This is a genomic window from Candidatus Blochmannia festinatus (nom. nud.) (assembly GCF_059936355.1).
The window spans coordinates 505,651-520,347 of sequence record NZ_CP012116.1; the positions used below are offsets into that span (position 1 = coordinate 505,651).

Consider the following 14,697-nt stretch of genomic DNA (forward strand, 5'->3'; position numbering starts at 1 on the left):
TTACAAGATAAATTATTTATTTTCTAAAATCTTAAATTTATTCAAATCATCAATATTAACAGATCCAACCAAATTTCCTGATTTATCAATTACTGGAGCTGCAGTAATTTTTAATCTGTATAATACTTTAAGAGCTTTATCCACTTTACATTCTTGAAAAATACAATGACCAGGTTTAGTCATAGCAATCCTAATAGGGTCTTTTAAAGAATTTCCTTTCTGTACTATCCACTTTTTCAAATCACCATCTGTAAATACACCAACAACATATCCATTATTATCATGTACAGCCGTCAATCCTAATCCTGTACGAATTAACTCAAACATAGCATCCATCACTGTTGATACCCAAGAAACTTTTGAAATATTTTTTCCTATACGCATCACATGATATACACAATTTAATAATTGTGCTCCTAAATTTCCACCAGGATGAAATCGAGCAAATTTTTCTGTACTAAATCCCTTATATCTCATTAAAGATATAGTTAAAGCATCTCCCATTATTAAAGAATTAACTGCACTAGCAGTCGGCACCAATCTCATAGGACACGCTTCTCGTTGTATTTCAATATTTAAAACACAATTTGATTTCCTGGCTAAAGGAGAATTAATATCACCAGTTAATGTAATTATAGGAATATGATTTTTCATCAATATCGGCATTAAGGCATTTATTTCATATATACGACCGGAATATGAAATAAACACTATTACATCTTGAGATCCTATTACACCTAAATCCCCGTGCAAAGCTTCAGAAGGATGCATAAAAAATGCTGCAGTTCCAGTACTAGATAAAGAAGCTGCAAGTTTTTTTCCAATATGTCCAGATTTACCTATACCAGATACAATAACTTTTCCTTTACACTTTAATAAAATCTGACAAGCAACTGCAATACTCTTATCTAAACGATCTAGCATATGTAGAGCTTCATTTATTTCAATTTTTATAGTTTCTTTAGCATACTCTAACAATAATTTATCATTAATCATTGCTCTAAATGATTATTAAAATAGTCAATAAACACTATTAATATACAAATAAATATTTATTGCTTTAAATTAAAAATTAAAATTTATCTACTTAAAAAATATTATCATAAATCTATTAAAATAATTAGAATTAATCAATACATAAAATGCATTAAAATAATATTTTGTATATCTATAAAATATAATTTTATTAAACATATCTTATGTTATAAACACTTATTTACACAAAATGTAATATGCAACTATATACTGTTAATATAGTTAAATCTAATTTTATGAATTTACTAATACTATTAAAACATTACTTCTCAATTAATAATAATCTTAATTATACTTTTAAAAAATAAAAAATTTAAATACTACTACTCATCATTGATCAGAATTATTACAAGATTTCTTGAGATATTTCAATTTTTTTGATAATTCTCTACGTTCTTTAGATAACTCTGCATTTTTTATAATATATTCATCAACTCGATCTTCATAATCACTGCACATATTAGTTATAATAGCTCGAACATCTTCTATAGAAGTTTCAGATTTTATATAGTTACTTAAATCTCCTAATAACAGTACTCTTTTTTGATTGTCACGAATTTTTTTTTCATTATCAACTATTTCACGTTGAAGTTTATTTTTACGACGAAACATGCTTACAAACTCTAACACATCATAAAAAGATTTATTTACGGTATCTTGATTCATAATTTTATTCCAAATTAATTTATATTGAATATTATAATAATATTTATTTGTTAATAATACTAAAGATAATTTGAAATTATTTATAATATTTCACTTTATCTCCATGTATAATAATATATAATTAAAATTTACTATATTAATAATAATTCTGTTTTAGTTTTAAAAAAATTATTGGTGTTTATATACTATGCCTCTATTTAAAAATCAATCCACTTTTTTTATCTATGACTATGAAACTTTTGGATTAAATCCAGCTCTAGATCGAGCTGCTCAATTTGCAGGAATAAGGGTTGATAATAAATTTTGTTTAATAGGTAAAAAAAAACAATTTTTTTGTAAAATACCAAATGATTATCTTCCTACTCCAGAATCTGTTCTAATTACAGGAATTACTCCTCAATATACTTTGCAATATGGATTAACAGAATCAGAATTTGCATACCAAATCTTTAACATATTTAACAAACCAAATACATGTATTGTTGGATACAATAATATCCATTTCGATGATGAATTTAGTCGACATATTTTTTACAGAAATTTTTGTGATCCTTATTTATGGGCATATAATCATGGAAATTCCAGATGGGATTTATTACCTATTTTAAGAGCTTATTACTCTATATATCCTGAAAAAATTCATTGGCCAATCACTAATAAAAATACAGTTAGTTTTCGATTAACTGACTTAACTCAAGCTAATAATATAAAACATACACATGTACACAACGCAATATCTGACGTACATGCTACATTAGAAATAATGAAACTAATACAAATAACTCATCCATATTTTTTTCAATTTTTATATACTCACCGCACTAAAGATCAATTAAAAAAAATAATAAATTTTGATATGATTGAACCTCTTATTTTTATTTCTAATAAAATAAATAATACATATGAAAAAAGCTTTATAAAATTTTTAGTACCAATCTCTTGGCATCCCAAAAATCACAATATTCTTGTTACTTACGACTTAGATAAAAAACCAGATTTATTATTCAATTTAAATGAAAACCATCTATATCACAATATACATCAAAATACATCCAATATTTTTAAACAAATCCCATTACAATTAATTCGATTAAATGCATGCCCTATTTTAATTCCAATTAATCTTCTTAAAGAAGAAAATATCTTTTACCACAAAAATGATTTATTTACTTATTATCAACATTGTTTAAAAAATTTAAATTTTATTCGCACAAACATAAATTACACTTATTTTAAAAACAAAATTAATACATTTTATACAATTATCGAATCTTATTTCACGATTAAAAAAAAATATCAAAAAACTCACGTAGATAATCAATTATATTATAAATTCTTTAATTCCTACGATCGTCAACTTATTAAGACAATTCGTAATGTTAGTAATATATTTGAATTATCTAAAATACAAATTCACAACAATCATGATGCTCGTTTAAAATTATTACTATTTTTTTATAAAGCCCGAAATTTCCCTTGCAGTCTTAATAGAATAGAACAAAAATTATGGTTATCTTATAAAAATTCATTACTTCACCAAAGTAAATATAAACATTACTTAAATAATATAAATAATCTTCTGCTATGTCAAAATAATTCAACTCAAATCAATCTCTTATGTATACTAAAAAAATATTATAAATACTATTCAAATAATACATTTTTATTTACCATACATATGATGTATGGTATTAATATTTTTATTAATTTTAATTGAAGTACAAACTATATTCATATCATATAAAGTAACTAAATAATATTTAACCCTATACAAATGTCATCAGATTCGATAAAATAGTCTGGTAGAATATTATTTGTTAAAAATTAATTAATACGTTGAATTAAAATGCTTTGTCTTTAATAAAAAATATTACATATTTCTAACACACGTTTACTGCATATTTTATTGTCGTCATAATTTATTGTCATACAAGGTAAAATATCATCATGTTGAACAAATCAAGATTACGAATTGCAATGCAAAAATCAGGAAGACTAAGTAAAGAATCTAAACAACTACTCGAAAGATGTGGAATTAAAATTAATCTGCAACAACAACGACTGCTAGCATTTGCAGAAAATATGACTATTGATATTATGAGAGTAAGAGACGATGATATTCCAGGGTTAATTATGGATGGTGTTGTAGATTTAGGAATTATTGGAGAAAACGTTTTAGAAGAAGAATTACTAACTAGACGATCTCAAGGAGAAAATCCATGTTATATTTCACTAAGACGATTAGATTTTGGAGATTGTAGACTATCCATGGCTTTGCCTGTAGATGAACCATGGAGTGGGCCATCATGCCTTCAAGGTAAGCGTATTGCCACATCTTATCCAAATTTATTAAAACAATATTTAGACAAACTAGGAATTTATTTTAAACCATGTTTATTGAATGGTTCTGTAGAAGTAGCTCCAAGAGCTGGATTAGCAGATGCAATTTGCGATCTTGTTTCAACTGGAGCAACATTAGAAGCTAATGGATTACGTGAAGTAGAAGTAATTTATAGATCTAAAGCATGTTTAATTCAACGACCTGGTCATTTATCATACAATAAACAATCACTAATAAATAAATTAATGATTCGAATACAAGGAGTTATTCAAGCTAGAGAATCTAAATATATTATGTTACACGCTCCTGCTGAACGATTAGAAGAAATTATTAATTTACTACCTGGAGCAGAGAGTCCCACAGTGTTACCATTAGCAGGTAATCAAGATCGTGTAGCTATATATATGGTAAGTAATGAAACATTATTCTGGGAAACTATGGAAAATTTAAAACATCTGGGAGCTAGTTCTATTTTAGTATTACCAATTGAAAAGATGATGGAATAAAAATTTTATGAATTTTAATAATTATCTCATACCTGTATATTGGAATCGTTGTTCTGTATCTGAAAAAAATATGTTACTTAAACGACCTATACAAAAAAATAAAAAAAACAGCGTATATTTAAATGTAAAAAATATATTAGATCAAGTATCTCAATACGGAGATAGTGCCCTAATACGATTCAATTTACATTTTGATCATATTCAAACAAAATTTTTAAAAATTCCACTAAAAGACATCGATAATTCAAATAAATATTTATCGCACACAACAAAAAAAGCAATACATTCTGCATTTAACAATATTAGTCAATTTCATCAAAAACAATATTTTTCAGAAATAAGTATTGAAACTACGCCTGGAGTGTACTGTAAACAAATTATTCGGCCATTAAATAAAATTGGTCTATATGTACCAGGAGGTTCCACTCCATTACCTTCAACAGTGATGATGTTAGGCATTCCTGCCCAACTTGCAAAATGCGAACGAATAATACTATGTTCTCCTCCTCCTATTTCTAATATAATATTATACACTGCTCAACTTTGTAATATTAAAGAAATCTATCAAGTAGGAGGAAGTCAAGCTATTGCTGCTATGGGATTTGGTACTAAATCCATTCCAAAAGTAGATAAAATTTTCGGACCTGGAAATATCTGGGTTACTGAAGCTAAACGACAAATTCGTTTCAGAACACATGATGTATCTATAGATATGTTAGCTGGACCATCTGAAATATTAATAATAGCTGACGACACAGCCAATCCAATTTTTATCGCGGCAGATCTTTTATCTCAATCTGAACATGGACCAAATTCTCATGTTATTCTTATCACTACTGATATAAATATTGCTATACAAACACGAAATGAAATAAAAAAACAACTCAGAAAACTCTCTCGTATTAATATAATTAGCAAGTCTTTAACACATGGATGTATAATAATTGCTGACGATATTATGGAATGTTTTGAAATAAGCAATAATTATGCTCCAGAACATTTGCTTATTCAAATTAAAAATGCTAATAATTATTTAAAATACATTACTAATGCTGGATCAATATTTTTAGGAAATTGGTCCCCAGAATCTGCCGGAGACTATGCAAGCGGACCTAATCATGTGCTACCCACATATGGAAGTACTATTAATACATCCGGATTAGGGGTAACCGATTTTCAAAAAAGAATATCAGTTCAAGAACTAACTCAAAGCGGATTGTTAAAATTATCAGAAACTATTACAACATTAGCACAAATCGAACAATTACAAGCCCACAAACATGCCATAACACACCGAATAAATTATATTAAAAGGAAATATAAATAAAATGAATATTCATTGTTTGGTTAGAAATCAAATATTAACCTTAAAACCATATCAATCAGCCAGAACATTCAAATATTCAGGAAAAATATGGCTAAACGCCAATGAATACCCTATAGCTCCTCATTATAAATACCAATATACAGATAATTTAAATCGTTATCCAATGTGTCAACCAAAAGAAATAATATATAATTATGCAATTTATGCTGGAATACAAACTAATCAAATTTTAGTTTCTAGAGGATCTGATGAAAGCATTGAATTATTAATGAAAGTTTTCTGTAACCCAAATAAAGATACGATTATTTTTTGCCCTCCAACTTATGGTATGTATAAAACTAGCGCAGAAATTTTAGGAATTAATTATCAAATGATTCCTACTATAAATAATTGGCAATTAGATTTATCATCTATCGAATCAAAATTAAATAATGTTAAATTAATATATGTATGCAATCCAAATAACCCCACTGGCAATATTATTAATTTACATAGCTTAAAAAAACTATTAAAAATTATTAAAAACAAGGCCTTATTAGTAAGTGATGAAGCTTACATTGATTTTTGTCCTAATGCTAGCTTAGTAAAATTACTTTCAGTATATCCAAATTTAATTATTCTAAGAACATTATCAAAAGCTTTTGCATTAGCAGGATTACGTTGTGGATTTACTTTGGCTAATCCAGAAATAATAAAATTATTAAAAAAAGTAATTGCTCCTTATCCAATACCTACTCCAGTTATTGATATCGCTACTCAAGCGCTCACTCCTAAAGGTATACAATATACTCAAACAAGAATAGAAAAAATTTATACCAATCGTAATATTTTAATAAAAGGTTTAAAAGAATGCCCCTGTGTACAAAAAATATTTCCTAGTTATACTAATTACATATTGGTTCGATTTTACCCGAAATATCAAGTATTTAATAAACTATTACACCACGGTATCATATTAAGAGATCAAAGTTATCAATTAGGACTAACAAATTGTTTACGCATTACCATTGGGTCAAATAAAGAATGCCAAAAAATAATTTCTATTTTAAAAAATAAATAATTTTATATCTGATGAAATAAAAATACGGAGTTATTATGAATAATGATAAAATATTATTTATAGATCGGGATGGTACTTTAATTCACGAACCACAAGACAATTTTCAAATTGATTCATTAGAAAAATTATTACTAGAACCTTATGTTATTCCAGCACTTATAACATTAAAAAAAATTGGTTTTAAATTTATAATAATCACTAATCAAAATGGATTAGGAACTATTAAATTTCCCTATAAAAAATTTAATCAACCTCACCAATCAATGATTCAAATTTTTAAATCGCAAGGCATTACATTTGATCAGATACTAATTTGCCCACATTTACCTGAAGAACAATGTAATTGTCGTAAACCAAAAACTGGATTAGTGTCTCCATGGTTAAAAAACAAACTATTAAATAAATTTAATAGTTATGTTATCGGGGATAGAGATACCGATTTACAATTAGCTGAAAACATGAAAATACATGGAATACAATATCATCAAAAAAATTTTAATTGGATAAAGATACAAAATTACATAATTCAAAATAGCTATAGATTTGCTCATATTCAACGTATTACTAATGAAACTAATATCGATATAAAAATATGGCTTGATCAATGTCAAAACAATTATATCAATACTGGAATTAACTTTTTTAATCATATGCTAGATCAAATAGCTATTCATGCAAAAATACGAATACATATTATAGCAAAAGGAGATTTACACGTTGATGACCATCATCTTATTGAAGATACCGCATCAACTTTAGGAGAGGCATTTAAACAAGCATTAAGAGAAAAAAAAGGTATTGGTCGTTTTGGATTTATTTTACCAATGGATGAAAGTATTGCTCAATGCATATTAGATCTATCTGGACGAGCATATTTAGATTATCAAGCACAATATACTTTTCAAAAAATAGGAGATTTTAGTAGCAGCATGATAGAACACTTTTTTCGATCACTATCTTCAAAAATGGAATGTACGCTACATTTAAAAGTAATTGGAAAAAATGATCATCACAAAGCAGAAAGCTTATTCAAAGCCTTTGGTCAATCATTATACCAAGCAATTCATGTACGAGATAATCATATACCAAGCTCTAAAGGTACCTTAATATGAAAATTGTAATCATTAATACTAAATGTTCAAATTTATTCTCTGTAAAAACTATGCTAAAAAAAATAGGATGTAATCCAAAAATCACTGATAATCCTGATACCATATTAAAAGCAAATAAATTATTTTTACCAGGAGTAGGAACTGCTTTTGCTGCTATGCAACAATTAGAAAAAAAAAACCTTACTCAATTAATACAAAATTGTACACAACCAATATTAGGTATTTGTTTAGGAATGCAATTATTTGGATCTTCAAGTGAAGAAAATGATAATACAAAAACTTTAGGAATTATTGATACTTCTATTACACGAATACAATGTCATGATACAAAATTAACAATACCTCATATGGGTTGGAATAAAGTTGTCTTTTTAAAACAACATCCTTTATTTTATGGAATAAAAAATAATCATTACTTCTATTTTGCCCATAGCTATATCATGAAATTAAACCAATCAACTATCGCTTATACTAATTACGGAAAATTATTTAGTTCAGTTATAGCACATAAAAATTACTTAGGAGTTCAATTTCATCCAGAAAAATCAAGTGCTTCCGGTAAACAACTACTTAAAAATTTTTTGGAGATTTAATATACATGATTATTCCTGCTTTAGATATTTTTAATGGAAATACAGTAAGATTATACCAAGGTAATTATCAAATTCAATCTCATTATGCAGATCCCATACATATTTTACAAAAATATATACAACAAGGCGCTGAAATAATTCACTTAGTAGATCTGTCAGGAGCGAAAAATCCAAAAAATAGACAAATTACATTAATCAATAAATTAATCCAAACAATTATGATATCTAATAATACTAAATTAAAAATACAAATAGGAGGAGGTATAAGAAGTGCTGTAGATATAGAAAATCTATTAAAATTAGGAGCAAATCGTATAGTATTAGGATCTACAGCTATTACACATCCAAAAGAAACAAAAAAATGGTTTGAATATTTTGATCCTAATATTTTAATTTTAGCTTGTGATGTATATATTGATTCTCATAAAAATAAAAAAATAGCAATTCAAGGATGGCAAAAAAAAACTAATATACAATTAGAACAAATAATAGACAATTATAATTCAGTAGGATTAAAACATATATTATGCACAGATATTTTAAGAGATGGAGCTTTTTTAGGAAGTAATATTAATTTATATAAATCAATATGCCGAAATTGGCCAAATATATCTTTTCAAGCCTCCGGTGGAATTGCTCAATTAACTGAAATACCTAAATTAAAACAGGCTGGAGTTAATAGCATTATTATTGGACGAGCCTTTTTAGAAAAAAAATTTACTCTTAATGAGGCCATATTATGTTGGCAAAACGAATCATTCCTTGCTTAGATGTAAAAAATAATAAAGTTATTAAAGGAATCAGATTTAAAAATCATGAAATAGTAGGTGATATTGTAACTTTAGCTCAGTACTATTCAAAATCAGGAGCAGATGAATTAGTATTTTATGATATAACAGCATCTCCTTACAATAAAGTAGTAAACAAAAGATGGATATTAAAAGTTGCAAAAGTTATCGATATTCCATTTTGCGTTGCTGGTGGAATTACAACTATACATCAAGCCAAACAAATACTTAATTTTGGAGCAGATAAAATTTCAATTAATTCTCCAGCCTTAATAAATCCATTGTTAATTCAAGAATTCGCTAATCATTTAGGAACTCAATGCGTTGTAGTTGGTATTGATGCATGGTTTAACTCTATAAATAATACTTATCAAGTAAAATGTTTTAGTGGAGATAGTCATCGCATTAAATCCACATCATGGGAATTATTAGATTGGGTTAAAAAAATACAAGAATATGGAGCTGGTGAAATTGTATTAAATATAATGAATCAAGATGGTATGCAAAATGGTTATGATTTACAACAATTATTAAAGATTAGACAATATTGTAAAATTCCTCTAATAGCTTCTGGAGGAGCAGGTTCTTTTCAGCACTTTTTAGATGTTTTTAACTATTCTCAAGTAGATGGAGCTCTAGCTGCTTCTGTTTTTCATAAAAAAATCATTAAAATTAATGAATTAAAAAAATTTTTATTTAACAAAGGAGTAAAAATTAGATTATGCTAACAAATAATGATAAATATCAAAAATTAAATTGGGATAAACACCACGGATTAATTCCAGCTATTGTGCAACATTCAGTTTCAGGAGAGGTATTAATGTTAGGATATATGAATAAAGAATCCATATCTGAAACAGAAAAAAGTGGATATGTCACTTTTTTTTCAAGAAGCAAAAATCGATTATGGATGAAAGGAGAAAGTTCTGGAAATTTATTAAAATTAGTAAATTGGTATCCAGATTGTGACTATGATTCATTACTTATTTTAGTCTTACCTAACGGAAGCACTTGTCATAAAAATACTAACAGTTGTTTTTATCCTGCAACTACTGATTTTAGTTTTTTATATCAATTAGAAAATATTATTTTTATGAAAAAAAATAATAATTACGCATCAGTTAAAAACCAAAAAGAATCATCATATACATCTAATTTTTATTCTAATAGTATTGAACGCATAGCTCAAAAAGTTGGAGAAGAAGGACTAGAAACTGCTTTAGCTGCGGTATCTCGTAATTCAACTGCACTCATTAATGAATCAGCAGATTTAATTTATCATTTATTAGTTTTATTGCAATACGAATCATTAACCTTTAACAAAATCATTCAAGAATTACGAAATAGAAATAATTTAAAGAATAAAAAAATTAATTAAACCTAACCAAATATTATAAAATTAAAAATTTTTCCATATATGAAATATGAAAACCTATCATGATTAAAATATTTTTAGATTTAATTATAAAAATATTTAAAAATTCTAATATATTTCTTATCAAGACAACTTAAGTTTTAAGAATTACAAATCTTGTATTTAAAATAAATAACATCTTCATGCAAGTAAATATAAATATATCAATATAAACTTATATTGATATATTTATATTTACTTTAAAACAACAAAATCAAATATATTTTGTATAAAAATACAATAAACATATCCACAATATAAAAATTCATTAAAACTATATTCCTTTTTTATATTTTACCTCTATTGATTCCATTGAGTATGGAATACCCCAGATTTGTCAAGACGAGAATAAGTATGAGCTCCAAAATAATCTCTTTGTGCTTGAATAAGGTTTGCAGGTGATACAAAACTACGATAACTATCATAATATGATATTGCAGCAGATAATGCAGGCATAGCAACTCCATAACTAACCCCATAAGCAACAATTTCTCTTAAAGATTGCTGATAGTTACTCGCAATACATACACAATACGGCGCTAATAACAAATTTTCAATTTCTAAATTTATAGAATAAATATCAATAATTTTTTGTAAAAATTTTGAACGAATAATACAACCAGCTCTAAAAATTTTAGCAATGCTTTTAAAATTTAAATTCCAATTATACTGTTTAGAACTTAATTGAAGTTGATAAAAACCTTGAGAATATAAAATAATTTTACTTAAATACAAAGCTTGTCGAGATTTTTCAATTAAACTATCAATATCACTTGTAGATATAATATTCATCTTACCAAGCATAGGGCCAGATAACATTTTAGATGCTTGAACACGTTGATTTTTCAACACAGATAAATAACGCGCAAACACTGACTCAGTAATTATAGTTACTGGTATCTCTAAATCCAATGCATCTTTAATAGACCATGCCCCTGTTCCTTTATTTTTTGCAACATCAAGGATACAGTCTAAAATAGGAAGATTCGTTTCTTTATCTTTTTGAAGAAAAATTTTACTAGTTATATCAATAAGGTAACTATTTAACTCTCCTTTATTCCAATTATTAAAAACTTGTACCAATTGATCATAAGTTAAATTCAACACCCGTCTTAAAAAAAAATATATTTCAGCAATTATTTGCATATCACCATATTCTATTCCGTTATGCACCATTTTTACATAATGTCCAGAACCATTTGGACCTATATATTCAACACACGATTCATCATCAACACGAGCAGCAATCTTTTTAAATAATAAAGACACAATTTTATAAGCATCTTCCGAACCTCCAGGCATCAAAGATGGTCCTTTTAAAGCTCCTTCTTCTCCTCCAGAAATTCCTAATCCAATAAAATGTATTTTTTTTCTTAACAACTTTAAACCACGTTTCATAGTATCTTTGTAAAACGAATTTCCTCCATCAATTAACACATCACCATCATCCAAATAACTACATAAATCTTCAATCATATGATCTACACATAATCCTGAAGTAATCATTAAAAATATTAATCGAGGTCTTTTTAATGAAAAGACAAACTTTTCCAAAGAAAAATATGGAGTAAGATTTTTATTTAAATTATTTTGAATTATTTTTTCAGTTTTTTCTGAAGAACGATTATAAATTGCAACACTATAACCTTTATCTTCAATATTTAATGACAAATTTCGACCCATAGTTCCCATACCAATAACACCAACTTCTTGTTTTTCCAACATAAAACCACCTCTATTTATGTATTTTTTATGAATAAATAATTTTTCTTATATAATAAAACCATCATACACGAACTATATAGGTCATATAATATATAATTATATACTAATATTACATATAATGTATATATTATTAATGTATACACAAATCAATTCATCTAACATTTCTCTTTAATTTCTATTAATTAACTAAAATAATACATTAATTAATGTCAAATATTTTATAATATACTCATAAAACCTAAATTAATAATATACTTATATTATACATATATTTCAATATATTATACTTTCTAATAAATTAATAAACTAGAAATACATGCTGATTTAGTATATACTAAATCAGCAAAAATGTTGCAGTATTTGAAAATAAGTATTCATCATGTCAAAAAAAATTTTAGTTACTTGCGCTTTGCCGTATGCAAATGGATCTTTACATATTGGACATATGCTAGAGCATATACAAGCAGATATTTGGGTGCGTTATCAACGAATGAGAAATAATGAAGTTTACTTTATTTGTGCTGACGACGCACACGGCACAGCAATCATGTTGAAATCTCAACAACTTAATATTGATCCAAAAATAATGATATCAAAAATTCAAAAAGAACATTATAAAGATTGTTGTGATTTTAATATCAGTTATGATAATTATTATTCTACACATAGTCAAGAAACCCGAGATTTGCTATATAGTATTTATTCTAAATTAAAAAATAATGGATTAATTAAATCTCAATTCATTTCACAGTTATACGATGATATAAAAAAAATATTTTTACCAGATAGATTTATTATAGGAATATGCCCAAAATGCCATTCATCTCAACAATATGGAGATAATTGTGATCAATGTGGAGCTATCTATACTCCTCTTGATTTAATAAACCCTAAATCAGTAATTTCAGGTACTACTCCAATCATAAAGAAATCTAAACATTTCTTTTTTAACTTACCAAAGTTTACAAAAAACCTACAAAAATGGATATATTCAGGAGTTTTACAACAAGAAATATTAAATCAAATAGAAGAATGGTTTAAATTAGGATTAAAAGAATGGGATATTTCTAGAGATGCTCCATATTTTGGTTTTAAAATTCCAAATACTACTTCGAAGTATTTTTATGTTTGGATGGACGCAACTGTAGGATATATGGGAACTTTTAAAAATTTATGTAAAAAAAACAAAAATATATCCTTCAAAGATTTTTGGGATATAAACTCAGAAAATGAATTATATCATTTCATCGGTAAGGATATTACTTACTTTCATAGTTTATTTTGGCCAGCAATTTTAGAAGGCAGTTGCTTTCGTAAACCAACAGGAATATTTGTACATGGACATGTCACATTAAATGGATCTAAAATATCAAAATCTAAAGGATCTTTTATCAAAGTCAGTACTTATCTATCTCATTTAAATTCAGATTATTTAAGATATTATTATGCTACAAAATCATCATCTAAAATTAATGATATTGATTTAAATTTTAATGATTTTTCTACTAAAATCAACTCAGATATTATAAATAAAATATTAAATCTAGCAGCTAGAAGTGCAAGTTTCATAAACCAATATAATCACGGACAACTATCTTCTAATATAGAAGACCCAAATCTATATAATTTTTTTATAAATTCTCGATGTTCTATCGAAAAATCATTTAAGAATAGAGAATTTAGTGAAGCTATGCGTAATATTATGTTATTAGCAGATGAAGCAAATAGATATATTGATAAAAATTCTCCATGGCATGCTATTCATCAAATAGATGGAATAAAAAATGCATTATCTATTTCTTCTATGGGAATTCATCTATTTAAAATTTTAATGACCTATCTAAAACCTGTTTTACCTATATTATCAAGATATAGCGAAAAATTTTTAAATACCCATTTATCATGGGATACAATTGATATTCCTTTAACAAGTCATAAAATTAATAAATTCCAAATAATATTTCATCGTATTCATGACAATCAAATCAAATCTTTAATAAACTTATTAAATCAGCAATAATTTTAATACATACTTCTTTTAACAAAACAAAATCAGACACAAACACATCCCTTTTTTAAAATTAAATATACTATATCATATGATAATAATATGATTACATGCACTAATAC

General features: G+C 26.2%; 13 protein-coding genes. 10 read left to right on the plus strand and 3 right to left on the minus strand.

Annotated features, from left to right (window positions below; genetic code table 11):
• Positions 1–12 precede the first annotated feature (12 nt).
• Both Bfest607_RS02320 and tmaR read right to left on the minus strand, forming a co-directional pair.
• Positions 13–996 carry a KpsF/GutQ family sugar-phosphate isomerase gene (locus tag Bfest607_RS02320; protein WP_500838141.1) on the minus strand — a complete coding sequence of 328 codons (984 nt, stop codon included), beginning with the start codon at positions 994–996 and terminating at the stop codon, positions 13–15.
• Between the two features lie 369 nt (positions 997–1,365).
• Entirely contained in the window at positions 1,366–1,701 is a 336-nt protein-coding gene (gene tmaR / locus Bfest607_RS02325; RefSeq protein ID WP_500838142.1) for a PTS system regulator TmaR, read from the minus strand.
• Positions 1,702–1,888: 187 nt separating this feature from the next.
• On the opposite strand from tmaR, the gene sbcB reads away from it, so the two are divergent.
• The 9 genes from sbcB (at position 1,889) to hisIE (ending at position 10,806) form a co-directional block, all read left to right on the plus strand.
• Entirely contained in the window at positions 1,889–3,418 is a 1,530-nt protein-coding gene (gene sbcB, locus Bfest607_RS02330; RefSeq protein ID WP_500838143.1) for an exodeoxyribonuclease I, read from the plus strand.
• Positions 3,419–3,648: 230 nt separating this feature from the next.
• Positions 3,649–4,548 (plus strand): ATP phosphoribosyltransferase, encoded by a 900-nt coding sequence (hisG, locus tag Bfest607_RS02335; RefSeq protein ID WP_500838144.1) that lies wholly within the window; start codon positions 3,649–3,651, stop codon positions 4,546–4,548.
• Between the two features lie 7 nt (positions 4,549–4,555).
• The gene (hisD, locus tag Bfest607_RS02340; protein ID WP_500838145.1) at positions 4,556–5,875 is read left to right on the plus strand and encodes a histidinol dehydrogenase; all 1,320 of its coding nucleotides are present in this window, start codon (positions 4,556–4,558) and stop codon (positions 5,873–5,875) included.
• Between the two features lies 1 nt (position 5,876).
• Positions 5,877–6,935: a histidinol-phosphate transaminase gene (gene hisC, locus Bfest607_RS02345; protein ID WP_500838146.1), complete on the plus strand. Its 1,059-nt coding sequence runs from the start codon at positions 5,877–5,879 to the stop codon at positions 6,933–6,935.
• Positions 6,936–6,970: 35 nt separating this feature from the next.
• Positions 6,971–8,047: a bifunctional histidinol-phosphatase/imidazoleglycerol-phosphate dehydratase HisB gene (hisB, locus tag Bfest607_RS02350; protein WP_500838147.1), complete on the plus strand. Its 1,077-nt coding sequence runs from the start codon at positions 6,971–6,973 to the stop codon at positions 8,045–8,047.
• Positions 8,044–8,640 carry an imidazole glycerol phosphate synthase subunit HisH gene (gene hisH, locus Bfest607_RS02355; RefSeq protein WP_500838148.1) on the plus strand — a complete coding sequence of 199 codons (597 nt, stop codon included), beginning with the start codon at positions 8,044–8,046 and terminating at the stop codon, positions 8,638–8,640. Before hisB ends, hisH begins: the two co-directional genes overlap by 4 nt.
• 5 nt (positions 8,641–8,645) lie before the next feature.
• Positions 8,646–9,410, plus strand: coding sequence for a HisA/HisF-related TIM barrel protein (locus tag Bfest607_RS02360; protein WP_500838149.1), 765 nt, complete (start codon positions 8,646–8,648; stop codon positions 9,408–9,410).
• Complete coding sequence (gene hisF / locus Bfest607_RS02365; RefSeq protein WP_500838150.1) at positions 9,380–10,156, plus strand: imidazole glycerol phosphate synthase subunit HisF; 777 nt, start codon at positions 9,380–9,382, stop codon at positions 10,154–10,156. The genes Bfest607_RS02360 and hisF overlap by 31 nt, the downstream gene beginning before the upstream one ends.
• Positions 10,150–10,806 carry a bifunctional phosphoribosyl-AMP cyclohydrolase/phosphoribosyl-ATP diphosphatase HisIE gene (hisIE, locus tag Bfest607_RS02370; RefSeq protein ID WP_500838151.1) on the plus strand — a complete coding sequence of 219 codons (657 nt, stop codon included), beginning with the start codon at positions 10,150–10,152 and terminating at the stop codon, positions 10,804–10,806. The genes hisF and hisIE overlap by 7 nt, the downstream gene beginning before the upstream one ends.
• A 336-nt stretch (positions 10,807–11,142) precedes the next feature.
• On the opposite strand, the gene gnd is transcribed toward hisIE, so the two are convergent.
• A complete protein-coding gene (gene gnd / locus Bfest607_RS02375; RefSeq protein WP_500838590.1) occupies positions 11,143–12,564 on the minus strand; it encodes an NADP-dependent phosphogluconate dehydrogenase in 1,422 nt (473 codons plus the stop codon).
• 382 nt (positions 12,565–12,946) lie between these two features.
• Here gnd and metG point away from each other — a divergent pair, with 382 nt between their 5' ends.
• A complete protein-coding gene (gene metG / locus Bfest607_RS02380; RefSeq protein WP_500838152.1) occupies positions 12,947–14,587 on the plus strand; it encodes a methionine--tRNA ligase in 1,641 nt (546 codons plus the stop codon).
• Positions 14,588–14,697: the final 110 nt, after the last annotated feature.

What these genes read in the sequence shown, in the direction of transcription:
- Bfest607_RS02320 (WP_500838141.1), bottom strand. Translation starts at nt 996, where the DNA reads ATGATTAATGATAAATTATTGTTAGAGTATGCTAAAGAAACTATAAAA.
- tmaR (WP_500838142.1), bottom strand. Translation starts at nt 1,701, where the DNA reads ATGAATCAAGATACCGTAAATAAATCTTTTTATGATGTGTTAGAGTTT.
- sbcB (WP_500838143.1), top strand. Translation starts at nt 1,889, where the DNA reads ATGCCTCTATTTAAAAATCAATCCACTTTTTTTATCTATGACTATGAA.
- hisG (WP_500838144.1), top strand. Translation starts at nt 3,649, where the DNA reads ATGTTGAACAAATCAAGATTACGAATTGCAATGCAAAAATCAGGAAGA.
- hisD (WP_500838145.1), top strand. Translation starts at nt 4,556, where the DNA reads ATGAATTTTAATAATTATCTCATACCTGTATATTGGAATCGTTGTTCT.
- hisC (WP_500838146.1), top strand. Translation starts at nt 5,877, where the DNA reads ATGAATATTCATTGTTTGGTTAGAAATCAAATATTAACCTTAAAACCA.
- hisB (WP_500838147.1), top strand. Translation starts at nt 6,971, where the DNA reads ATGAATAATGATAAAATATTATTTATAGATCGGGATGGTACTTTAATT.
- hisH (WP_500838148.1), top strand. Translation starts at nt 8,044, where the DNA reads ATGAAAATTGTAATCATTAATACTAAATGTTCAAATTTATTCTCTGTA.
- Bfest607_RS02360 (WP_500838149.1), top strand. Translation starts at nt 8,646, where the DNA reads ATGATTATTCCTGCTTTAGATATTTTTAATGGAAATACAGTAAGATTA.
- hisF (WP_500838150.1), top strand. Translation starts at nt 9,380, where the DNA reads ATGTTGGCAAAACGAATCATTCCTTGCTTAGATGTAAAAAATAATAAA.
- hisIE (WP_500838151.1), top strand. Translation starts at nt 10,150, where the DNA reads ATGCTAACAAATAATGATAAATATCAAAAATTAAATTGGGATAAACAC.
- metG (WP_500838152.1), top strand. Translation starts at nt 12,947, where the DNA reads ATGTCAAAAAAAATTTTAGTTACTTGCGCTTTGCCGTATGCAAATGGA.